This is a genomic window from Acidovorax sp. JG5 (assembly GCF_017939685.1).
GTDB lineage: Bacteria > Pseudomonadota > Gammaproteobacteria > Burkholderiales > Burkholderiaceae_C > Acidovorax.
Genome location: NZ_JAGKSE010000006.1, coordinates 18,775 through 39,484, shown reverse-complemented (window position 1 = coordinate 39,484; position 20,710 = coordinate 18,775). Strand labels below are relative to the sequence as shown.

Sequence of the window (20,710 nt, the reverse complement as noted above, 5' to 3'; positions counted from 1 at the left end):
GATAACGCTACTTACTTGATAGCTTAATGCGCTTGCTAGATAAGCGCTACAGGCTGATTTGATTGAAAAACATGAAAGCAATCGACCTTTTCGCAGGCGCAGGCGGTTTCAGCACTGGCGCCATGATGGCCGGGTGTGAAGTGGTGTGGGCCGCAAACCACTGGCCTGCAGCCGTGGCAGTGCACGCCGTGCTCGACGACTACCAAACCGCGCTCGAAGCCCTGCCCGCCCGCACCATGGTGCGCTGCCACCGCATGACAGAAAAGCGCATCCGCGAGATTTTTGGCCGCATCGACCATCTGCCCGATGGGGTGCATGTGATGGCGGTGTGATGGGGGTCATCATGAGCAGAAAACCACCCACTATCCACACCATCGAATCCCTGCGCGCCAAAACCATCGAGTGCGGCGACTGCTGGGAATGGCAGCTGTGCGGCAACAACGGCGGCAAAAACCCCGTGGTGCGGCATGACAGCAAGACCACCACCGTGCGCCGGCTCATGCTGCAGCTGTCGGGCGCGACCATCGTCAAGGGCTCGCACACGGTGTGCACCTGCGACAACCGCCTGTGCGTCAACCCGGCCCATCTCAAGCAGGTGTCGCAAAGCGTGAGCATGGCCCTGGCCGGCGCCAAAGGCCTGCTTAGCAGCCCGGCACGCAGCGCAAAGATTGCGGCCAAAAAGCGCGCACAAATGGCCCGCCTGACGCTGGAGCAGGTGCGCGAGATCCGCCAGTACACCACCACGCACGCCGTTGCGGCAGAAACCTACGGCGTGCACCCCAGCAAGATCGCAGCCATCCGGCGGCATGAGTGCTGGCGGGAATATCACACCAGCAACCCGTTTGCGGGACTGGGGGCGCGCAAATGATGTCACTCAAACAAACCCTGCGCCACCACGGCGAGCAGCACAAGGGCACCGACTTGGGCGGCGTCTTGCAATGGGCGCTGCTGCACATCGAGAGCCAGGACGAGGCACTTGCAGAGCTGCGCGAAGAACTCGAAAGCGAAGAACGCGCGCGGCTGGGTCTTGAAGTTGCGCAGCACCACGCCCGCCAAGCCATCGAGTCCGCGCTGCAGGCCGTGAACCAGCAGTTTTGCCCGCCGATTGAACTGGCACGCGACACGGCCCCGCACATCAATCTGATGGGCGGCCACTACAAAGACCCCGACTACCTGCGCGGCCAGCTTGCTGCGCCGCATGTGGATTTGCGCGAGAGCAAGCCGCGCAAGAAAAAGGAAACAGCGTGACCCGCGAAACCCTCTACCGCAAGCGCGGAAAGCGCTACGAGCCCGTCCACGAGGCGCTGGGCGACTGGGGCGGCTTCATGGTCACCTGCGCTGTCCGCTACTGCCTGGGGCGCTCCAGCTACGCGCCGGGCGTGGCCATGGACTGGTGCCGTGACAACTGGGATCGGCTGACAGAAAAAGACCAGCACAACATCGTGCGCGATGTCGTTGACTGGCTGGCTGATCGGCACATCTGGGACGTTGACGCCGCCCACATGGAAGACTACCGCGCTGAGTGGGCACGCTTTGCGCTGGATCGGATTGCAGCCAATGGCGACGACTTCGGACGCATCGCAGTCAGGGCAGCGCTGTACTGCGCAGAAAAGCGCGAGGCGCCAGAGGTGCAACCTTTTTTGAAATGGATTGAGACATGACAACAGAGCAACCCGAGGCGCTGCGCCTTGCAGATGAACTCTGCGAGGCAATTGCAGAGTACCCCGAACCCACTGCGCTAGAGGCACAAGCGGCAGCCGAACTCCGCCGCCAGCACGCCCGCATCACTGAGCTTGAAGCCCAGCTTGCACAGCGCTTTGACGCGGCAGACATGGCTACAGCAGCGGCGCAGGGGTTCCGGGAGGGGGCGGCGTCAGTGAGTGCGGGGAGTGAGCCGGTGGCCGTGGTCGGAAGCGATTTCACGCTGTGCTGGGCTGGCACCGGCCCTATTGCACCGATTGTCGAGAAGCACGGCATCAAGGCCGGTTCGCCCCTCTACGCCCACCCCTCTCCCACAGAGGGAATGGGGGCAGCAAAGGAACAGCAGGCGGAGTGGCAACCAATTGAGACAGCGCCCAAGGATAGTAGCTATGTGTTGCTGGCTGGCAAGCACCGGAAAGATATCGCCAGCGGGTACTGGCTGCAATCTGCCTATGCAGGTAATGGCGCTTGGATTTGGCCTTTTGTGCACAAGTACCCAACACACTGGATGCCCCTGCCCGCCTCCCCCGGCCCTGCTGATGGAGAGAGCAAATGAGCGTCACCACATTCCGCTGGGAGCAAGACGGCGCTGGCGGGGATCACGGCACCGCCACTTACTTCCCCGACATGCCTCACGAAATCAGCCTGCGCGTCGAAACATTTGCCGAGGCTCATGAGTTGGAGCGATGCATTGGCTACGCACTGAATCAACAACGCTGGGATGCCCGCGCAGGGCTACTGGCTGACATTGCAAGGATTAAACCATGACAACAGAGCAACCCGAGGCGCTGCGCCTAGCAGATGAACTCTGCGAGGCAATTGCAGAGTACCCCGAACCCACTGCGCTAGAGGCAAAAGCGGCAGCCGAACTCCGCCGCCAGCACGCCCGCATCACCGAGCTTGAGTCGCAGCTTGCACAGCGCTTTGACGCGGCAGACATGGCTACGGCAGCGGCGCAGGGGTTTAGGGATGGGGTGGCGTCCCTCACTGCACAGGCGGCAGAGAGCGTGCCAGATGGACCGAGGCGGAAGGACATGCTCTGGGCCACGGTAAAGATGCAGGAGCGTTACGACCAGAGGATTGAAAACATCGTATCTGGCCTAGAACGCATCAAGCAGGAGCACGCGGGCCAGCAACCTCAAAAAATTGATGAAGGCTACGGTGATTGCCCGACAGATTCGGAGATTGACGTGATGGTGGCGGCTTACTTGGGCGATTGCGGTCCACAAGCTACTCGGGTCTATAGCTTCGCCCGCGCAGTCTTGGAAAAGTGGGGCCAGCCTGCAGGGGCGACGAAAGAGGTGGAAAACTTACGCAAGGCGCTGGTCTATGCTGCATTCGCGTTGCATGGCACGCCTCAGTACATGCTTGCACAAGGGATAACCTTGATCGACGGCGACACAGTGCGCGTGTCGCGCGATGGGTGGACAGTTGAGGCCAGCGTCAATCCGCATCGCCAGCCAGCACCAGCCACCCAGCAGCCGGAGGGGGATGTGGTCGCATATCTGGATGTTGGCGCAAGCGGTTACCTGGACTTGGGGGCAGCACTCTCGGAAGATGCTCTGCAGCAATTGCCCAAAGGACGACATGCCCTGGTCATTGCTGGGACCTATGGCATTGACGGTTATGTAGCAGCACCCCAGCCCTCCTACACGGCACAGGCGGCAGAGAGCGTGCCAGCAATTCAAGGAGAAATGAATGTTCAACTGGATATTGATTCAAACCATTCCGCACCCGGACAACAACGGGACATGGCTTGCTCGTTGGCGCTGGGACAACCAGTGGGCAACGGGTCGGACCAAGTCGCAGGCCATCCTAGCGCTCAAGGAGACAAGCTACTGACCGTAGCCGAGCGGAACATCCGAAGTTTCCTTCGCAGCGCGACCTTCAAAAGCGAGTCAGACCGCGAGGCGGCGCTCAACTGCGTCGATGTTCTGTGGGAAGCAGCCCGTGCCTCGGAAGACAGCGTGCTGGAGGATGCGGCGCGGCTGGATTGGTTGCTACTGCGTATCTCAGGCGCAGAGTTCCGGCGTCTCGGTGTCCACTATTCCGGCAACGCCAGACGTGCTGACGTGGACGCAGCCCGCAAGCAAGGAGCAAACCATGACAACGCCTGAACTCCTGAGCCTTATGCGCCTTCTGTCTGCAATGGAGAGCGCAATGCTGGCAGCAAAAGTCACGTTCCCATGCTACCTGAGCGACGATGTGACGCGACACACGGAGATTATTGAGCGCGAGATTTTGGAAAGGACAAAACCATGAGCACACAACCGACAGATGAAGAAATCGACGCAGTGACGCTTGAAGTGCTGGGCTACGCGGCGCTCGACAAAAACACGAATGAAACTGCAAGGCTGATCGCCCGCGCAGTCTTGGCAAAGTGGGGCACACCTGCCCCTGTGGGGGAGGAGCCAGTGGCTTGGGCCGCGACAAGCGAAGATGGCGTTGTCGAAGCATTGGGCATGAATCAATCTCGTCGCTTCGACACGCCTCTCTACCTGGCACCCCAGTCCGTAGTGCGGGAGCCGCAATGGAGCCCAGCAAGCACACCACCCAAAGAATCAGATGGCGAAGTGCTTGTTCGCATGGCTGATGGCCGTTGCGAGATTGCGTGGGCTACATACTGGCATGGATCGAGCAACGCCTTTGCGCAGTGGACATTCCGCGACCCAGATGAAGAAGAAACGCCAGTGGAATGGATGTTGATTCCACACGGCATCAAAGGAGGCCAGCATGTCACTGAGTGATAAAGAGATTTCCGCCTTGTATTTCGAGGCACTGGGTTCGCAGCACTTGCGAGAGCAAGACCGAAAAATGGTGACGCGCTTTGCCCACGCCGTTGAGTACGAAGTCCGCAAGAGCGACGAGGCGCTGATTCGGCATCTGGTGGAGGCGTTGGTCGATCTTGTTGAGGCGGGAGAGGACGCATGGGGTGATGAAAGACCTTGTGTTCGCATCGGGAAAGAGGAAATCACAACAGCCCGCGCAAGACTGGAGGGCAATCCATGAAAAACCTCACATCCCCCACAGACCCACAAACAAACCCTCTGCCAGAAGAAGTGCAAGCCCTGGTCGCCGCCCTGCTCGAAGGCCGCGTTCACAGCCTGGCCATCGTGGCCGGTGTGGTGGACGAGCACGGCGAGCGCGACTGGATCGAGGGCTTTTCACTCGACATGGACGGCCACGAAACCGACGACTACGGCTTTGTCGGGGCGCTTGCGATGTTGCTCAAGAATGTGCAGGAAGAAATCGAAGCGCCCGAGTTTGTGCTGGCGGTTGACGACGATGACGATGATGACGATGACGGGGAGGAATCATGAGCGACGCCGCACTGCTCGATCGAATCGACAAAATGACCAGCGCCATGCAGCTCATGGCCGCCATGCTGGGCACCCGGCTGGATCGCGGGCAGCTTGCCGAGCGCTTGGGCATCCACCGCAACACACTCACCAAGCGCCTGGCGGAAGACAGTACATTCCCGCGCCAGGGCCGCGACGGCAAATGGCTGCTCAGCGAGGTGATCGAGTGGGAGCAGCGGCAGTGATGCGCTTGCCGATGTCCGTTGCCTTGGGGTTGTAATAGACGAGCGCCCGCGTTGTGTTGGTCCAACCGAACATCTTGCACAAGTCCAGCACATGCAGCCGCTGCGCCAGCCGCGTAGCCGCTGTGTGTCTGGCATCGTGGAAGGTAAACCCCGACAGCCCCGCCCGCTCCCGGTACTTGCGAAACATGGCATCCAGGCTCTGTGTCTTGAGCCCGAACACAAAATCATCGTCATACCCGCGCATGCGCTCGATGGTGCGCAGCGTGGCAGGAACGGCAGGCACATCACGCTTTCCGGTCTTGCCATCGACCACGAAAAACCCATCCCCCACATCACTCCACTGGATGCCGCATATCTCGCCAGCGCGGCACCCCGTCTGCAGCGCCAGCAGGAACGCATTTCCCACTGCATGGCCCACTGAGCGCACCGGGCCAGCACTCCACCCCAGCGCCCTCAGCATCTTGCGCACTTCCAGTCCGGTAATGATGCGCTCGCGGTGATCTGGCTCTGCCGGTTTGCGCACATCCTGCATCGGGTTAGACGGCAGCCAGCGCCACTCTCTGCGGGCTGTCTCCAGTACATGCGACAGCAGCACCATATCGCGCAGCACGGTACCGCGTGACGTCACCTTGAGGCGCGAATCCCGCCATTCCACCAGGTGTAAAGGCGTCAAGTCAGCCAGCCGCACCCGCGCAGGAAACCCGGCTTGCCCGAGAAACGCACGGAGCCGGACCTGCTCTTTCAACTCCCCTTTTTTCGTGGGCGACACCTTCTCGGCGTACTCTTTGAGCGCATCAGCCACCGTCTTGACAGTGCCCGCCTGCCCCGTGGCCATGGCCCGCATCTCAGTCGTGCGGACAGCAGCCCACTCGACAGCTTCGCGCTTGGTGGGGAAGGTGCCGCTGTCACGCTGGCCGCGCACCTCGATCTGGATGCGCCAGGTGCCTTGTGCGGTTTTGAGTGGGGTCGCCATTGGGGGGGTTGCTGGGGGGAATCCGGGGGCGCAGCGTGTGCGCAGTAGTGCATGGGCTGCACTTTATCATTTTCCCCAAGCCGCTAAACCGTTGTTTTGTCTAGGTTTGTGCAATTGCTGCACAGGCTTGCATTGTCGTGTGGTGCCCCGAGCCGGGGTCGAACCGGCACGCCCCTTCTCAGGAAAGCGGCGGATTTTAAGTCCGCAGTGTCTACCAATTTCACCATCGGGGCGCCGGCTGCGCAACGCACACCTGCGCCGCAGCGTAACCCGGGCCGCGCGGACACGCAATGCCCCTGTCGAATCCGATGAAGGCAACGCCAGCCGACATGTCACCATCACCAAGAAAAAAGGGAAGCCGAAGCTTCCCTTGCATATCTGGAGCGGGAAAAGAGTCTCGAACTCTCGACCTCAACCTTGGCAAGGTTGCGCTCTACCAACTGAGCTATTCCCGCATTTACTATTGCACTCTGTCGTCGCCTTCAGTGCACATCAGCAAGTCTCAAATTATAGCGTTATTTTTTGCCTGTCCGGCAATATTGAAGAAATTTTGAAAAAATCTTCGCTACCGTCCGTTGAGCCAATCCAACAAAAAAGGCCCCGAAGGACCTTGTTGCACCGGATTCAACCGATGGTGTTTTGGAGGCGCGGTCCGGAGTCGAACCGGACTAACCGGATTTGCAATCCGGGGCATAACCGCTTTGCTACCGCGCCAGAAAAATCACTTTCCTCTGACAAAAAAGGGAAGCACTAGCTTCCCTTTTTGGAAATTGGAGCGGGAAAAGAGTCTCGAACTCTCGACCTCAACCTTGGCAAGGTTGCGCTCTACCAACTGAGCTATTCCCGCAATTTACCTAAGCCTCACATTGTACAACGTTTGCTGCGACGGAATGAATTGTAGCGCAATTTTGAGGGTGCGCCAGCAATTTTTGCATCAATGTTTCAACGGATCCGTGTTGGCTGCACCCACGGCTGATTTTTCGGCAGTCGACGCAACCACCACGGCAACCTCTTCATCCGTCAAGGGAACCGGTTTGCGCTCCAGTGCAACTTCAAGCACCTTGTCGATCCACTTGACCGGCACGATCTCCAGCCCGCTTTTCACGTTGTCAGGGATCTCCTGCAGGTCTTTCATGTTCTCTTCAGGAATCAGCACCGTCTTGATGCCGCCGCGCAAAGCCGCCAGCAGTTTTTCCTTGAGCCCGCCAATCGCAGTGACCTCACCACGCAGGGTAATTTCCCCCGTCATGGCCACGTCGCCGCGCACCGGAATCCCCGTGAGAGCCGACACAAACGCAGTGGTCATCGCTGCACCCGCGCTGGGGCCATCCTTGGGCGTGGCGCCATCGGGCACGTGGATATGGATATCACGCTTTTCAAAGGTTTCATCCTTGATGCCCAGCATGCGCGCCCGACTGCGCACCACGGTGCGGGCGGCCTCGACGGACTCTTTCATCACGTCGCCCAGCGAGCCGGTGCGGGTGATGACACCCTTGCCGGGCATGGTGGCAGCCTCGATGGTGAGCAAATCGCCACCGACCTCTGTCCATGCAAGACCGACCACCTGGCCGACCTGGTTCTGTTGCTCGGCGCGGCCATAGGTGTATTTTCGCACGCCCAGAAAGTCGGGCAGATTGTCTTCATTCACCACGACCTGCGGTTGCAGCTTCTTGAGCTGCAACCCCTTCACCACCTTTCGGCAGATCTTGGAGAGTTCCCGCTCCAGGGAGCGCACCCCCGCCTCGCGGGTGTAGTAGCGCACCATGTCGCGCACAGCACCCTCGGTGATGAGGAGTTCCTCGTTCTTCACGCCATTGTTCTTGAGCTGCTTGGGCAGCAGGTATTTCATGGCAATGCTGGTTTTCTCGTCTTCGGTGTAGCCCGACAGACGAATCACCTCCATGCGATCGAGCAAGGCGGGTGGAATATTCATGGAGTTGGATGTCGCCACGAACATGACATCACTCAGATCGAAATCGACCTCCACATAGTGGTCACCGAACGTGTGGTTCTGTTCGGGATCCAGCACTTCCAGCAGCGCACTTGATGGATCGCCCCGAAAATCGGTGCCTAATTTGTCGATTTCGTCCAGCAGGAACAGCGGGTTGCGCACGCCCACCTTGCCCAGGCTCTGCAGCACCTTGCCTGGCATGGCCCCAATGTAAGTACGGCGATGCCCACGGATTTCCGCTTCGTCACGCATGCCACCGAGCGCCATGCGTACATACTTGCGGCCGGTTGCCTTGGCAATCGACTGCCCCAGCGAGGTCTTGCCAACGCCGGGTGGCCCCACCAGGCAAAGGATGGGAGCCTTCACCTTGTCCACGCGCTGCTGCACCGCAAGGTATTCAAGGATGCGGTCCTTGACCTTGTCGAGACCGAAATGGTCTTCGTTCAGCACCGTTTCGGCATTGCCCAGATCGTGCTTGATCTTGCTCTTCTTGCTCCACGGCAAGCCGGTGAGCACGTCGATATAGCTGCGCACCACCGTGGCTTCGGCCGACATGGGCGACATGAGCTTGAGTTTCTTGAACTCGGCCTCCGCCTTCTTGCGGGCCTCTGCCGGCATCTTGGCCAGCTTGATCTTTTTCTCGATCTCGTCAATGTCGGCGCCCTCTTCCCCCTCGCCCAGCTCTTTCTGGATGGCCTTGACCTGCTCGTTGAGGTAGAAGTCGCGCTGGTTCTTTTCCATCTGGCGCTTCACGCGGCCACGGATCTTCTTGTCGACATTCAGGATGTCGACTTCGCGGTCCAGCTGCTCGAACAGGTTTTCCAGCCGTGCCTTGACGTCGGAGAGATCCAGAACCACCTGCTTGTTTTCCAGCTTCAGCGGCAAATGCGCGGCGATGGTATCAACCAGACGCCCAGGATCATCAATGCTGGAGATGGAGGTCAGGATCTCGGGCGGTATTTTCTTGTTGAGCTTGACGTACTGGTCAAACTGCTGCATCACGGCACGGCGAAGCGCCTCGATTTCGCTGGATTTGTGCTTTTCCTGCTCGGGCTCGACGGGCGTCACGGTGGCCGTGAAGTGGGACTCTCCATCTGCAATGGACGTCACCAGCGCACGCTGCTGTCCTTCCACAAGCACCTTGACGGTGCCATCGGGCAGCTTGAGCATCTGCAGGATGGTGGAGACGCAGCCCACATCGAACATATCTTCGACCGACGGCTCATCCTTGGCGGCGGCCTTCTGGGCCACGAGCATGATGCGGCGGTCGGCTTCCATCGCCAACTCCAGCGCCTTGATGCTTTTGGGTCGTCCCACAAAAAGCGGGATGACCATGTGGGGGAACACCACCACGTCGCGCAGGGGCAACAGCGGCAGGTCAATCGGGGTGGCTGGCAGGGGGGTATGTCCGGACATGGAAATCCTCAAAGTACTCTGTGGAATATGGTCCACATGCGGGGATTTTCAACCCTTGCGCGCAGCCGCGCTGCCGCAGGGGTTGATGGTTCAGGGGGCAGCGACAAGGCGCCCGCTCCGGGCGCTTCAGGCCTTCTTGGCCGCCTCGCGGTAAACGAGCAGCGGCGGCTTGTTTTCTTCGATGGTGGACTCGTCCACCACCACCTTTTCGACATTGCTGGCATTGGGCAGGTCGAACATGGTGCCGATCAGCGATTGCTCCAGGATGGAGCGCAGGCCGCGGGCCCCCGTCTTGCGCGCCAGCGCCTTGCGGGCGATGGCCTTCAGGGCTGCGGGGCGGATCTCCAGATCCACGCCTTCCATGGCCAGCAGCTTGCTGTATTGCTTGACCAGCGCATTCTTGGGCTCGGTCAGGATCTGCACCAGCGCATCTTCGCTCAACTCGGCCAGTGCCGTCACCACGGGCATGCGGCCCACCAGTTCAGGGATCAGGCCAAACTTGATCAGATCTTCCGGTTCGATTTCGGTGAACACTTCTGACAGCGAACGCTGTTTCTTGCTCTTGACCGATGCACCAAACCCGATGCCCGAGGCCTCGGTGCGGTTTTCGATGACTTTTTCCAGCCCCGCGAAAGCGCCACCGCAGATGAACAGGATGTTGGTGGTGTCGATCTGCAGAAAATCCTGGTTCGGATGCTTGCGCCCACCTTGGGGTGGCACGCTCGCCATGGTGCCCTCGATGAGCTTGAGCAACGCCTGCTGCACGCCCTCGCCCGACACATCGCGCGTGATGCTGGGGTTGTCCGACTTGCGCGAGATCTTGTCGATTTCATCGATGTAGACGATGCCGCGCTGGGCGCGCTCCACGTCGTAGTTGCAGCTTTGCAGCAGCTTCTGGACGATGTTCTCGACGTCCTCACCCACATAGCCCGCCTCGGTCAGCGTGGTCGCATCGGCCATGACGAAGGGCACATCCAGCATGCGCGCCAAGGTTTGCGCCAGCAGCGTCTTGCCCGAGCCCGTGGGGCCGATCAGCAGGATATTGCTCTTGGCCAGCTCCACGTCGTCCTTGTGGGCCTTGTCCTTGTGGCGCAGGCGCTTGTAGTGGTTGTACACAGCCACCGCCAGCGTGCGCTTGGCCTGCTCCTGGCCAATGACATAGTTGTCCAGGTTGGTCTTGATGTCCACCGGCGTGGGCAGGTCACTGCGCCCTTCGCGCGCCAGGTCACCAGCCGGAAGCTCATCGCGAATGATCTCGTTGCACAGGTCAATGCATTCGTCGCAGATAAAGACCGACGGACCGGCGATCAGCTTCTTCACTTCATGCTGGCTTTTGCCGCAAAAAGAGCAGTAAAGGGTTTTTTCGCTGGAGGAGCCTTTTTTCTCGGCCATGGGGGCAATGCCTTGTTTCGGAAAGTTGTCGGGATGATACCCAAATAAAAAACGGCGTCTTCCCTGTGGGAAAACGCCGCGCGGCCGCCAGGGGCCTCTTCAGGAACGCTTGTGAATCACCTGGTCGATGATGCCGTAATCCTTGGCTTCGTCGGCCGTGAGGAAGTAGTCGCGCTCGGTGTCGGCCTTGACTTTTTCCAGCGGCTGCCCCGTGCGCTCGGCCAGGATGCGGTTCATCTGGTCCTTGGTGCGCAGAATGTCGCGCGCATGGATTTCAATGTCGGTGGCCTGACCGCGCGCGCCGCCCAGCACCTGGTGAATCATGACCTTGGAATTGGGCAGCGAAAAGCGCTTGCCCTTGGCACCTGCAGCCAACAAAAACGCGCCCATGCTGGCGGCAAAACCCACGCACAACGTGGAGACATCCGGCTTGATGAACTGCATGGTGTCGTAGATCGACATGCCCGCCGTGACGCTGCCGCCAGGGGAGTTGATGTAGAACGAAATGTCCTTGTCCGGATTTTCGCTTTCCAGGAACAGCAGCTGGGCCACCACCAGGTTGGCCGTCTGGTCATTGACCTCGCCCACCAGGAAAATGACGCGCTCCTTTAGCAGGCGCGAATAGATGTCATAGGACCGCTCGCCACGGCCCGACTGCTCGATGACCATAGGGACCATGCCCAGGCCTTGTGTTTCCAATGCGCTCATTATTTCTCCAGTCAAGCAGATACTGTACCCAGAAATGAATTGGGGCTTGTGCACGAAAGCACAAGCCCCTGACGGATGGTTACCGCGAGATCATCCGCAACGGACGCGCTCGACGGCCCGGCCTCAGCCCTGGGCCATCAGTTCGTCAAACGACACGGCCTTGTCAATCACCTTGGCCTGGCCCAAAACGAAATCGGTCACGTTGTTTTCGATGACGACCGCCTCGACTTCGGCCAGACGCTGGCGATCGCCGAAGTACCAGCGCACCACGTCTTCGGGCTTCTCGTAGCTGGCTGCCAGCTCGTCGATGTGGGCCTTGAGCTGCTCGGGCTTGGCGTGCAGTTCATTGGCGCGCACCAGCTCGGCCACCACCAGGCCCAGGCGCACACGGCGCTCTGCCTGGGGACGGAACACGTCTTCGGGGATTTCCGCCTTGTCGGCGTCTTTGATGCCGCGCTGCTTGAGTTCGGCGCGAGCGCCTTCAAGCAGGCGGGCGATTTCAGCCTGGACGCTGGCGTTGGGCAAGTCGAGTTCGGCCTTGGCGACCAGGGCATCCATGACGGCGGCCTTGTTGCGGGCCAGCAGGCGGAACTTGACTTCGCGCTCCAGGTTCTTCTTGATGTCGGCGCGCAGGCCTTCCACCGAGCCGTCGGCAATACCCAGCGATTTGGCCAAGGCATCATTCACTTCGGGCAGGTGAGCGGCTTCGATCTTCTTGATGGTGACCAGGAAGTCGGCCGTCTTGCCGGCAACGTCCTTGCCGTGGTAATCGGCGGGGAATGCCAGGGGGAAAGTCTTGCTTTCGCCCAATTTCATGCCGCGCACGGCGTCTTCGAATTCCTTGAGCATCTGGCCTTCGCCGACCAGGAACTGGAAGTCTTCGGCCTTGCCGCCCTCAAAAGGCTCGCCGTCGATCTTGCCTTCAAAGTCCACCGTCACGCGATCGCCATCCTGTGCCGCGGCGTCCAGCGCGCGCTGGGCGAAGCTGCGGCGCTGCTTGCGCAGGATGTCGATGGTTTTGTCGATGGCGGCATCGGTCACGTCGGCCGAGAGCTTTTCCACCTCTGCGCCAGCCAGATCGCCGATCTTGACTTCAGGAAAGACCTCGAAGATGGCATCAAAAGTAACCTGGCCTTCGGGAGCGCCTTCCTTTTCGGTGATGCGAGGCTGGCCGGCCACGCGCAGCTTGGCTTCGTTGGCCGCCACGGCAAAAGCCTCGCCCACCTTGTCATTGAGCACTTCGTATTGCACCGAGTAGCCGTAGCGCTGGGTGACAACGGTCATGGGCACCTTGCCGGGACGGAAACCATCCATCTTCACGGTGCGGGCCAGGCGCTTCAGACGCGAATCGACTTCGGTCTGGATGGTGGTCAGGGGCAGGCTCAGCGTGATCTTGCGCTCGAGCTTTTCAAGGGTTTCAACAGTAACGGACATCGCTCTTCCTCGTATGAATGTGGATCGTGCTGGCTGCAGCGCAGCGGCGCCGTGTTCCGCAAAGTCTCACATGGGTGGTGCGCGGGGGGGGACTCGAACCCCCACACCATTGCTGGCGTCAGGACCTAAACCTGGTGCGTCTACCAATTTCGCCACCCGCGCGGTTCTACAAACAAACAGGCGGCCAACTTAAGCCAGCCGCCTGTGTGAAATCGGTTAGCCTTCTATTTTACCCTGATGTGGCAGGCCCTTTGAATCCGGGCGGTCATGCCACACCGGGCGCGGGCCGCCGCACACGGAACCAGGCGGCATACATGGCCGGCAGCGCCAGCAGCGTCAGCACCGTGGCCACCACCAGCCCGCCCATGATGGCCACGGCCATCGGCCCCCAGAACACGCTGCGCGACAGCGGGATCATGGCCAGCACCGCCGCCGCCGCCGTGAGCACGATGGGGCGCAGGCGGCGCACGGCGGATTCCACGATGGCATCCCACGCAGGCACGCCCCGCGCACGGTCCTGCTCGATCTGGTCAATCAGGATCACCGAGTTGCGCTGGATCATGCCCATGAGCGCAATCACCCCGAGCAGCGCCACAAAGCCAAACGGCCGGTTCAGCAGCAGCAGGGCCGCCGCCACGCCCGCCAGGCCCAACGGCCCGGTCAGAAACACCAGCATCGCGCGGCTGAAGCTGTGCAACTGCAGCATGAGCAGCGTGAAGGTGATGAACAGCATGATGGGGATGCCCGCCGCGATCGACGCAGAGCCCTTGGAGCTCTCCTCCACGGCCCCCGCCACCTCAATGCGATAACCCCCCTGCCCCGCAGTGCGCCACTGGGCCTCGATCTGCTGGAGGGCCGGAAGCAGCGCCGCAGTCACCGTGGCGCCTTGCAGCCCCTCGGTCACGTCGCCCTGCACCGTGATGGCGTAGTCGCGGTTCTCGCGCCACATCACACCCGGCTCCCAGGTGAACACGGGCTTGGCGATCTGCGTGAGCGGAATCGACTTGCCCGAAGCCGTGGGCAGATAGGCATTGGCGATATCGGTGATGGCATTGCGCTCATCGATCGGCTGGCGCAGCACGATGTCGATCAGCTTGTCGCCCTCGCGGAACTGCCCCACCTGCGTGCCCGACAAAATGGTCTTGGACGCCTGCGCAATCGACTGGCTCGTGACGCCCAGCGCCCGCGCCTTGGCCTGGTCCACCTCCAGGCGCAGCACCTTCACCGATTCGTTCCAGTTGTCGTTCACGCCACGCATGTCGGGGTTCTGGCGCAGCTGGGCCTTGACCTCATCGGCGCGCTCGCGCAGCACCAGCGGATCGGGGCCCACCACGCGAAACTGCACCGGATAGGGCACGGGCGGCCCGTTGGGCAGCAGCTTGATGCGGCCGCGCACTTCCGGGAACTCCTGCGCCAGCAGCGCCGGCAATTTTTTGCGCAGCGATTCGCGGATCTTCAGGTCTTGCGGCACCACGATGAACTGCGACACATTGGTTTGCGGAAACACCTGGTCCAGCGGCAGATAAAAACGCGGCACGCCCGAGCCCACCCAGGTGCTGACGGTGCTCACGCCGGGCTCGGCAAGCAGGCGCTGCTCCACGCGCTGGGTGACGGCCTCGTTGCCCGCAAACGATGTGCCCTCGGGGAACCAGATGTCCACCATGATTTCGGGACGGCTCGAATCCGGGAAGAACTGCTGCTGCACCTTGCCCATGCCCACGATGCCCAGCGCAAAAGTGAGCACCGTGGCGCCGATGGTCAGCCAGCGGTGCTCCACGCACCAGTGCACCAGCCGGCGAAACGCCGTGTAGAACGGGCTGTCGAACACCTCATGCGGGTCGTCGGTGATGCCTTGGCTGGCCTGGGCGGCCAGCACATGCGGCTGTCGGCTGCCAGCCCCCACGCTCGCCACTGCGTGTGCTTCGCTGCCCCCCGAGGGGGCGTCAGCCACCTTGGGGCGGCCCGGCGGAGGCTTCAGCAGCAACGTGCCCAGATACGGCACGAAATACACCGACACGATCCAGCTCAGCACCAGCGCAATCACCGTCACGGCAAAGATGGCAAAGGTGTATTCGCCAGTCACCGACTTGGCGATGCCGATGGGCAGAAAACCGGCGGCGGTGATGAGCGTGCCCGTCAGCATGGGCATGGCCGTGAGCTCGTAGGCAAAGGTGGCGGCGCGCACCTTGTCGTAGCCCTCTTCGAGCTTGAGCACCATCATCTCGACCGCGATGATGGCGTCATCCACCAGCAGGCCCAGCGCAATGATGAGCGAGCCCAGCGAGATCTTGTGCAGGCCGATATTCCAGTACCACATGGCCAAAAACGTCACGGCCAGCACCATGGGGATGGTGATGCCCACCACCAGCCCCGGGCGCGGGTCGATATACCAGCGCTTCCACAGCGGCTGATTGCCGGGGCGCTGGTGCAGCCCCAGGCTGATGAAGCTCACCGCCAGCACGATGACCACCGCCTCGATCAGCACCATGACGAACTCGTTCACCGAGCTGGCCACCGACTTGGGCTGGTCTTGCACATTCACCAGTTGCACGCCCGCCGGCAGCGCGCCGTTGATGCGCCCGGTCACGCCATGCAAGGCCTTGCCCAGGGCAATGATGTCGCCGCCCTTGGCCATCGAGACGCCCAGCGCAATCACCTCGCGCCCCTGGTGGCGCACCTTCACTGTGGGCGGATCGACATAGCCGCGCTGCACCTCGGCAATGTCCGACAGGCGCAGTTGCGCACCCGACGGCCCGCGAATGGGCATGGCGCGCAGGTCTTCGATGGCGTTGAACTGCCCAGCCACCCGCACCTGCACCTGGTCCAGCGGCGTCTGGAAGGCGCCCGCGCCTTCCACCGCGTTTTGCTGCCCTAGCTGCGCCAGCACCTGGTTCATGTCCAGGCCCAGCTGCGCCAGGCGCTTTTGCGAGATCTCGATGAACAGCTTTTCGTCCTGCACGCCAAACAGCTCGACCTTGGCCACATCGGGCACGCGCAGCAACTGCTGGCGCGCGTCGTCGGCAAAAGTCTTGAGTTCGGCGTAGCTGAAGCCCTCGGATTCCAGCGCGTAGATCACGCCATACACGTCGCCAAAATCGTCGTTGAAGAACGGACCCTGGATGCCCCCCGGCAGCGTGGTGCGCATGTCGCCCACCTTCTTGCGCACGGTGTACCAGACATTGGCCACCTCGCTCGCCTTGGACGAATCCTTGATCTGGAAAATGATCTGCGACTCGCCGGGCTTGGAATAGCTGCGGATCTTGTCGGCGTAGGGCACCTCCTGCAGGGTGCGCTCGATCTTGTCGGTGACCTGCTCGGCCACCTGCTGCGCCGTGGCGCCCGGCCAGTAGGTGCGCACCACCATGGCCCGAAAGGTAAACGGCGGATCTTCGTCCTGCCCCAGCTGAAAATAGGCCGCAAAGCCCAGCAGCATCAACACCACCATGAGATAGCGGGTGAGCGCCGGATGGTCGAGTGCCCACTTGGAGAGGTTGAACCCCTCTTGGGGTTGTCCTTGGGTCATGGCCAGCCTTACTTTGCGGAAGAAGCCGCAGGCGCTGCCGAGGCGGCAGGCGTTGCCTGAAAAGCTACTGAATTTGTAGCTGTCTGCGCTTTAGGTACGGGCGCTACAGCCGTTTTTGGCTGATAAACCATGACCTTCTGCCCCGGCGAAAGCACATGCACGCCGGTGGCCACCACCTGCATGCCGGGCGCCAGGCCCGACGCCACCACGGCATCGTTGCCATCGGCCGTGGCAATCTGCACCACCTGCGACTTCACCGTGCTGGTGGCCGGGTCATACACCCACACCGCCGTGGCCTGCCCTTCCTGGCGCAGCGCGCTGGTCGGCAGCTTGATGGCCGCAACGCCCGCATGGCTCAATGCCTTGGGCGTGACATACACCGTGGCACCCAGGGCCGGCACCTCGCTGCCTTCCAGCGCCACCTTGACCTGGTAGGTGCGCGTGGCGGCATCGGCGCTGGCCGCCACCTCGCGCACCCGGCCTGCCAGCTGCGCGCCACCCGACCAGACCCGCGCCACCACCTCCTGGCCGGGCTGGATCTGCGCCACCTTGTCTTCGGGCACGACAAACACCACATCGCGCGCGCCGTCTTGCGCAATGCGCACCACGGGCGTGCCCGCCGCCACCACCTGGCCCGGCTCGGCCTCGATGCCCGTCACCACGCCCGCCACATCGGCCACCAGCGTGGTGTAAGCCGTCTGGTTGCCCTGCGACGACAACTGCGCCCGCGCCTGGTCCAGCGCGGCCTGCGCGGCCTTGAGCGTGGCATCGCGCCGCTCCAGCTCGGCGCCGCTGATGAAATTCTGGTCCTTAAGTGTCTGGTAGCGCTTGAAATCGGCCGCCGCCAGATCGCGCTGCGTGGTGGCCGCTGCCAGCTGCGCACGCGCGGCATCGGTGGCCAGCTGGTAGTCGCGCGGGTCGAGTTGCGCCAGCACCTGCCCGGCGCGCACCCGCTGGCCCAGCTCTGCCTGGCGCTGCACGATCTTGCCCGCCACCCGAAAGCCCAGGCGTGACTCGACGCGCGCCCGCACCTCGCCCGCATATTCCAGGCTGGTCTGCAACGCCCCCACGCCCACCGTGAGCAGCTTGACCGAGCGCACGGGCTCTTCGGGCGGCGCCGGCCGGGAACACGCCGCCAGCAACGCAGCAGAGGCCACAAGAAACAGATACCGCAGCGAAGGATGTGCGCATGAGAAATCCGGGAGTAGGAACGGGGGCTGCCCTGCACAACATGTGCCGGCCTCAAGCGCCGCCCCACAGCGCGTCCCCACTTTTGTCGGGGCAAGGCAACCCAACCGCAAACTTTTTACTGACTGGCCGGTTAGTAATCTAGGGGGTCGCCCTGACAATGTCAAGCGACAATCCCGGCCGTGAACCCACGCCCCCCCTCCCCACCCCCGCCCAGCGCCACGCCCCACGGCGGCGCAACGGCACCGCCGCCTGCACCGGTGGTGGCCGCGCCCGTCACGCATTACGAAAACTTTCCCGTCGCCTCGCTGTTGTGCCCGCCGCACCTGCGCCAGCCCATCGCCGCCATCTACGCTTTTGCCCGCACGGCCGACGACATCGCCGACGAGGGCGACGCCACGCCCGCGCAGCGCCTGGCTGACCTGGCCGCCTACCGTGCCGAACTGGCCCGCGTGGCCGCCGGCCAGCCCCCCGCAGCGCGCTGGGCCGCCGTGTTCGGCCCGTTGCAGGCCACGCTGCGCCAGCACGCGCTGCCGGTGCCGCTGCTCGACGACCTGCTCAGCGCCTTCATCCAGGACGTGCAAAAAACCCGCGACGCCCAGGGCTACGCCGACCGCGCCGAGCTGCTGGCCTATTGCCGCCGCTCCGCCAACCCGGTGGGCCGCCTGCTGCTGCACCTGTATGGCGTGACCGGTGCCCAGGCCCTGAACGAAAGCGACGCCATCTGCACCGCCCTGCAGCTCATCAACTTCTGGCAAGACCTGAGCGTGGACATTCCCCGTGGCCGCCACTACCTGCCGCACGCCGACTGCGCCCGCCACGGCGCTGCCCCGGCAGACCTGCTGGCGCTGCACAGCACCCCCGACAACGTGCTGCTGATTGCCGACTGCGCCCGCTGGGCCCGCACCCTCATGCAAAAGGGCGCGCCCCTGGTGCACCGCCTGCCCGGCCGCGCGGGCTGGGAGCTGCGCCTGGTGGTGCAAGGCGGCCTGCGCATTCTCGACAAGGTCGATGCCCTGCGCGGCGCCAGCCTGCACACCCGCCCGCGCCTGCATGCGTGGGACTGGTTGGTCATGCTGGGCCGGGCGCTGGTAATGTAAGAAAGATTCATGGGCGGCAAGGCGATCTGACATGTGCGCTGCGCCCAGCCACCATGTTTCAAGCAAAAATAGCCTCTAGCGCTTATCCAGAAAGCGCCAGCAGCTATAAAAACTGAAGCAATCAACCTGCCAGCCGCCATGGTTGCACCCCAGGCTACGCCCCACAAAAAAGGATTGCGCGCATGCTGCAGCCCTGCAGCCCTGCAGCCCTGCCGCCCGGTTAGCCTCTCCACCATGTCCACGCCCACCACACCCACCACCTCCGTCAGCGTTTTCGATCTGTTCAAAATCGGCATCGGCCCGTCCAGCTCGCACACCGTGGGGCCGATGATTGCCGCGCGGCAGTTTGCCTGCCACTTGCAGGCCAGCGTGGGGCTGGCGGCGGTGCACGGCGTCACGGTGGAACTGTTTGGCTCGCTTTCGGCCACCGGCGTGGGCCACGGCACCGACCGCGCCGTGCTGCTGGGCCTGGCCGGGCACGAGCCCGACCACATCGACCCCGAACAGATCGCGCCCACCATCGCGCACATCCGCAGCAGCGGGGCGCTGGCCCTGCTGGGCGAACACCGCGTGCCCTTCATCGAAAAAGACCACCTGCTGTTTCGCCGCAAAAGCCTGCCGCTGCACCCCAACGGCCTGTGCTTTCACTCCTTCGACGCGCAGGGCCATGAGATCGCCACCCGCGCGTACTACTCGGTCGGCGGCGGTTTTGTGATCGACGCCGCAGGCCAGCGCGTGCTCAACACCGCCGCCACCGCGCAGCCCGACGCCGCAGGCCACGGCCAGGGCCTGCCCCATCCATTTCGCACCGGGGCCGAACTGCTGGCCCAATGCCACGCCACCGGCCTCGCCCCGGCCCAGCTCATGGCCGCCAACGAAGCGCACTGGCGCAGCGCCGCCGAAGTGCGCCGCCAGCTCATGGCCATCTGGCAGACCATGGCCGGCGCCGTGCAGCGCGGCTGCGCCGCCACCGGCCAGCTCCCCGGCCCCCTGCAGGTGCGCCGCCGCGCCGCCGAACTGCACAAAAACCTCAGCAGCCACCCCGAGGCCGCGCTGCGCGACCCGCTCGCCATGCTCGACTGGGTCAACCTGTATGCCATGGCCGTCAACGAAGAAAACGCCGCCGGCGGCCGCGTGGTGACCGCGCCCACCAACGGCGCGGCGGGCGTCATCCCCGCCGTGCTGCATTACTACGTCAACTTTCTGCAGGGCGCCAAAGAGGCCAAGGAGGACGGCATCGCCACCTTTTTGCTCACGGCTGGCGCCATCGGCATCATCTACAAAGAAAACGCATCCCTGTCCGGCGCCGAGGTGGGCTGCCAGGGCGAGGTGGGCGTGGCCTGCTCCATGGCCGCCGGCGCCCTGGCGGCCGTGATGGGCGGCACGCCCGAGCAAATCGAGAACGCCGCCGAGATCGGCATGGAGCACAACCTGGGCATGACCTGCGACCCCGTGGGCGGCCTGGTGCAAATCCCCTGCATCGAGCGCAACGCCATGGGCGCCATCAAGGCCATCAACGCCGCCCGCATGGCCCTGCGCGGCGACGGCCAGCATGTGGTCTCGCTCGACAAGGTCATCAAAACCATGATGCAGACCGGCGCCGACATGAAGGCCAAATACAAAGAAACCTCGCGCGGCGGGCTGGCGGTGAATGTGGTGGAGTGCTGAACCGTCAGCACTACCAATTCAATAGCTGCTAGCGCTTACCCCATAAGCGCTAGCAGCCAAAAACACCTCAAACCCCGTTACCCCGGTCGGCACTGTGCGCCGTGTGACAATC

General features: G+C 62.6%; 21 protein-coding genes and 5 tRNA genes. 14 read left to right on the top strand and 12 right to left on the bottom strand.

All coding sequences use genetic code 11. The features are described 5' to 3' along the window. The first annotated feature begins 71 nt into the window (after window positions 1-71). The 12 genes from J8G26_RS08815 to J8G26_RS08760 are packed head-to-tail and all read left to right on the top strand — an operon-like array spanning window position 72 to window position 5,245. Entirely contained in the window at window positions 72-332 is a 261-nt protein-coding gene (locus J8G26_RS08815; RefSeq protein WP_210568648.1) for a DNA cytosine methyltransferase, read from the top strand. 11 nt (window positions 333-343) lie between these two features. Further along, window positions 344-868, top strand: a complete 525-nt coding sequence (locus J8G26_RS08810; RefSeq protein WP_210568647.1) for a hypothetical protein — start codon at window positions 344-346, stop codon at window positions 866-868. Further along, window positions 865-1,248 carry a hypothetical protein gene (locus J8G26_RS08805; protein WP_210568646.1) on the top strand — a complete coding sequence of 128 codons (384 nt, stop codon included), beginning with the start codon at window positions 865-867 and terminating at the stop codon, window positions 1,246-1,248. The genes J8G26_RS08810 and J8G26_RS08805 overlap by 4 nt, the downstream gene beginning before the upstream one ends. Beyond that, entirely contained in the window at window positions 1,245-1,661 is a 417-nt protein-coding gene (locus J8G26_RS08800; protein WP_210568645.1) for a hypothetical protein, read from the top strand. Before J8G26_RS08805 ends, J8G26_RS08800 begins: the two co-directional genes overlap by 4 nt. Continuing rightward, window positions 1,658-2,257: a DUF551 domain-containing protein gene (locus J8G26_RS08795; RefSeq protein WP_210568644.1), complete on the top strand. Its 600-nt coding sequence runs from the start codon at window positions 1,658-1,660 to the stop codon at window positions 2,255-2,257. Before J8G26_RS08800 ends, J8G26_RS08795 begins: the two co-directional genes overlap by 4 nt. Then, window positions 2,254-2,469: a hypothetical protein gene (locus J8G26_RS08790; RefSeq protein WP_210568643.1), complete on the top strand. Its 216-nt coding sequence runs from the start codon at window positions 2,254-2,256 to the stop codon at window positions 2,467-2,469. Before J8G26_RS08795 ends, J8G26_RS08790 begins: the two co-directional genes overlap by 4 nt. Next, window positions 2,466-3,818 carry a hypothetical protein gene (locus tag J8G26_RS08785; RefSeq protein WP_210568642.1) on the top strand — a complete coding sequence of 451 codons (1,353 nt, stop codon included), beginning with the start codon at window positions 2,466-2,468 and terminating at the stop codon, window positions 3,816-3,818. Before J8G26_RS08790 ends, J8G26_RS08785 begins: the two co-directional genes overlap by 4 nt. Further along, complete coding sequence (locus J8G26_RS08780; protein WP_210568641.1) at window positions 3,805-3,963, top strand: hypothetical protein; 159 nt, start codon at window positions 3,805-3,807, stop codon at window positions 3,961-3,963. The genes J8G26_RS08785 and J8G26_RS08780 overlap by 14 nt, the downstream gene beginning before the upstream one ends. Further along, window positions 3,960-4,448, top strand: a complete 489-nt coding sequence (locus J8G26_RS08775; protein ID WP_210568640.1) for a hypothetical protein — start codon at window positions 3,960-3,962, stop codon at window positions 4,446-4,448. The genes J8G26_RS08780 and J8G26_RS08775 overlap by 4 nt, the downstream gene beginning before the upstream one ends. After that, entirely contained in the window at window positions 4,435-4,710 is a 276-nt protein-coding gene (locus tag J8G26_RS08770; protein ID WP_210568639.1) for a hypothetical protein, read from the top strand. The genes J8G26_RS08775 and J8G26_RS08770 overlap by 14 nt, the downstream gene beginning before the upstream one ends. Beyond that, window positions 4,707-5,021 (top strand): hypothetical protein, encoded by a 315-nt coding sequence (locus tag J8G26_RS08765; protein WP_210568638.1) that lies wholly within the window; start codon window positions 4,707-4,709, stop codon window positions 5,019-5,021. The genes J8G26_RS08770 and J8G26_RS08765 overlap by 4 nt, the downstream gene beginning before the upstream one ends. Continuing rightward, window positions 5,018-5,245: a helix-turn-helix domain-containing protein gene (locus tag J8G26_RS08760; RefSeq protein WP_210568637.1), complete on the top strand. Its 228-nt coding sequence runs from the start codon at window positions 5,018-5,020 to the stop codon at window positions 5,243-5,245. Before J8G26_RS08765 ends, J8G26_RS08760 begins: the two co-directional genes overlap by 4 nt. On the opposite strand, the gene J8G26_RS08755 is transcribed toward J8G26_RS08760, so the two are convergent. The 12 genes from J8G26_RS08755 to J8G26_RS08700 all read right to left on the bottom strand — a co-directional run bounded on the left by J8G26_RS08755 (window position 5,211) and on the right by J8G26_RS08700 (window position 17,808). After that, on the bottom strand, window positions 5,211-6,218 hold the full coding sequence (locus tag J8G26_RS08755; protein ID WP_210568636.1) for a tyrosine-type recombinase/integrase: 1,008 nt from the start codon (window positions 6,216-6,218) through the stop codon (window positions 5,211-5,213). The genes J8G26_RS08760 and J8G26_RS08755 overlap by 35 nt on opposite strands. Window positions 6,219-6,358: 140 nt before the next feature. Next, window positions 6,359-6,451 (bottom strand) — tRNA-Leu (locus tag J8G26_RS08750). A 146-nt stretch (window positions 6,452-6,597) separates the two neighbouring features. Continuing rightward, window positions 6,598-6,673 (bottom strand) — tRNA-Gly (locus J8G26_RS08745). Between the two features lie 185 nt (window positions 6,674-6,858). Continuing rightward, window positions 6,859-6,932 (bottom strand) — tRNA-Cys (locus J8G26_RS08740). Window positions 6,933-6,989: 57 nt separating this feature from the next. Next, window positions 6,990-7,065, bottom strand: a tRNA-Gly gene (locus tag J8G26_RS08735). Between the two features lie 87 nt (window positions 7,066-7,152). Then, on the bottom strand, window positions 7,153-9,585 hold the full coding sequence (gene lon, locus J8G26_RS08730) for an endopeptidase La (RefSeq protein ID WP_210568635.1): 2,433 nt from the start codon (window positions 9,583-9,585) through the stop codon (window positions 7,153-7,155). 126 nt (window positions 9,586-9,711) lie between these two features. Next, window positions 9,712-10,977 carry an ATP-dependent Clp protease ATP-binding subunit ClpX gene (gene clpX / locus J8G26_RS08725; RefSeq protein ID WP_087746554.1) on the bottom strand — a complete coding sequence of 422 codons (1,266 nt, stop codon included), beginning with the start codon at window positions 10,975-10,977 and terminating at the stop codon, window positions 9,712-9,714. Between the two features lie 99 nt (window positions 10,978-11,076). Then, window positions 11,077-11,685, bottom strand: coding sequence for an ATP-dependent Clp endopeptidase proteolytic subunit ClpP (clpP, locus tag J8G26_RS08720; RefSeq protein WP_086911962.1), 609 nt, complete (start codon window positions 11,683-11,685; stop codon window positions 11,077-11,079). Window positions 11,686-11,808: 123 nt separating this feature from the next. Then, window positions 11,809-13,119 (bottom strand): trigger factor, encoded by a 1,311-nt coding sequence (gene tig, locus J8G26_RS08715; RefSeq protein WP_087746556.1) that lies wholly within the window; start codon window positions 13,117-13,119, stop codon window positions 11,809-11,811. A 75-nt stretch (window positions 13,120-13,194) separates the two neighbouring features. Continuing rightward, window positions 13,195-13,281 (bottom strand) — tRNA-Leu (locus tag J8G26_RS08710). Between the two features lie 103 nt (window positions 13,282-13,384). Next, a complete protein-coding gene (locus J8G26_RS08705; protein WP_210568634.1) occupies window positions 13,385-16,642 on the bottom strand; it encodes an efflux RND transporter permease subunit in 3,258 nt (1,085 codons plus the stop codon). Between the two features lie 8 nt (window positions 16,643-16,650). Further along, window positions 16,651-17,808: an efflux RND transporter periplasmic adaptor subunit gene (locus tag J8G26_RS08700; RefSeq protein ID WP_210568776.1), complete on the bottom strand. Its 1,158-nt coding sequence runs from the start codon at window positions 17,806-17,808 to the stop codon at window positions 16,651-16,653. Window positions 17,809-18,093: 285 nt separating this feature from the next. Between J8G26_RS08700 and hpnC the strand changes: the two genes are divergently transcribed. Both hpnC and J8G26_RS08690 read left to right on the top strand, forming a co-directional pair. Continuing rightward, window positions 18,094-18,930, top strand: coding sequence for a squalene synthase HpnC (gene hpnC, locus J8G26_RS08695; RefSeq protein ID WP_349238314.1), 837 nt, complete (start codon window positions 18,094-18,096; stop codon window positions 18,928-18,930). Window positions 18,931-19,164: 234 nt separating this feature from the next. Then, window positions 19,165-20,598, top strand: coding sequence for an L-serine ammonia-lyase (locus tag J8G26_RS08690; RefSeq protein WP_210568632.1), 1,434 nt, complete (start codon window positions 19,165-19,167; stop codon window positions 20,596-20,598). Window positions 20,599-20,710 lie beyond the last annotated feature (112 nt).

Bases quoted from the DNA above. Each gene is read 5' to 3' on its own strand.
- J8G26_RS08775 (WP_210568640.1), top strand. From the start codon at position 3,960: ATGAGCACACAACCGACAGATGAAGAAATCGACGCAGTGACGCTTGAA.
- J8G26_RS08690 (WP_210568632.1), top strand. From the start codon at position 19,165: ATGTCCACGCCCACCACACCCACCACCTCCGTCAGCGTTTTCGATCTG.
- J8G26_RS08770 (WP_210568639.1), top strand. From the start codon at position 4,435: ATGTCACTGAGTGATAAAGAGATTTCCGCCTTGTATTTCGAGGCACTG.
- J8G26_RS08760 (WP_210568637.1), top strand. From the start codon at position 5,018: ATGAGCGACGCCGCACTGCTCGATCGAATCGACAAAATGACCAGCGCC.
- tig (WP_087746556.1), bottom strand. From the start codon at position 13,119: ATGTCCGTTACTGTTGAAACCCTTGAAAAGCTCGAGCGCAAGATCACG.
- lon (WP_210568635.1), bottom strand. From the start codon at position 9,585: ATGTCCGGACATACCCCCCTGCCAGCCACCCCGATTGACCTGCCGCTG.
- clpP (WP_086911962.1), bottom strand. From the start codon at position 11,685: ATGAGCGCATTGGAAACACAAGGCCTGGGCATGGTCCCTATGGTCATC.
- J8G26_RS08705 (WP_210568634.1), bottom strand. From the start codon at position 16,642: ATGACCCAAGGACAACCCCAAGAGGGGTTCAACCTCTCCAAGTGGGCA.
- J8G26_RS08815 (WP_210568648.1), top strand. From the start codon at position 72: ATGAAAGCAATCGACCTTTTCGCAGGCGCAGGCGGTTTCAGCACTGGC.
- J8G26_RS08755 (WP_210568636.1), bottom strand. From the start codon at position 6,218: ATGGCGACCCCACTCAAAACCGCACAAGGCACCTGGCGCATCCAGATC.
- J8G26_RS08810 (WP_210568647.1), top strand. From the start codon at position 344: ATGAGCAGAAAACCACCCACTATCCACACCATCGAATCCCTGCGCGCC.
- J8G26_RS08785 (WP_210568642.1), top strand. From the start codon at position 2,466: ATGACAACAGAGCAACCCGAGGCGCTGCGCCTAGCAGATGAACTCTGC.
- J8G26_RS08780 (WP_210568641.1), top strand. From the start codon at position 3,805: ATGACAACGCCTGAACTCCTGAGCCTTATGCGCCTTCTGTCTGCAATG.
- J8G26_RS08765 (WP_210568638.1), top strand. From the start codon at position 4,707: ATGAAAAACCTCACATCCCCCACAGACCCACAAACAAACCCTCTGCCA.
- clpX (WP_087746554.1), bottom strand. From the start codon at position 10,977: ATGGCCGAGAAAAAAGGCTCCTCCAGCGAAAAAACCCTTTACTGCTCT.
- J8G26_RS08805 (WP_210568646.1), top strand. From the start codon at position 865: ATGATGTCACTCAAACAAACCCTGCGCCACCACGGCGAGCAGCACAAG.
- J8G26_RS08790 (WP_210568643.1), top strand. From the start codon at position 2,254: ATGAGCGTCACCACATTCCGCTGGGAGCAAGACGGCGCTGGCGGGGAT.
- J8G26_RS08795 (WP_210568644.1), top strand. From the start codon at position 1,658: ATGACAACAGAGCAACCCGAGGCGCTGCGCCTTGCAGATGAACTCTGC.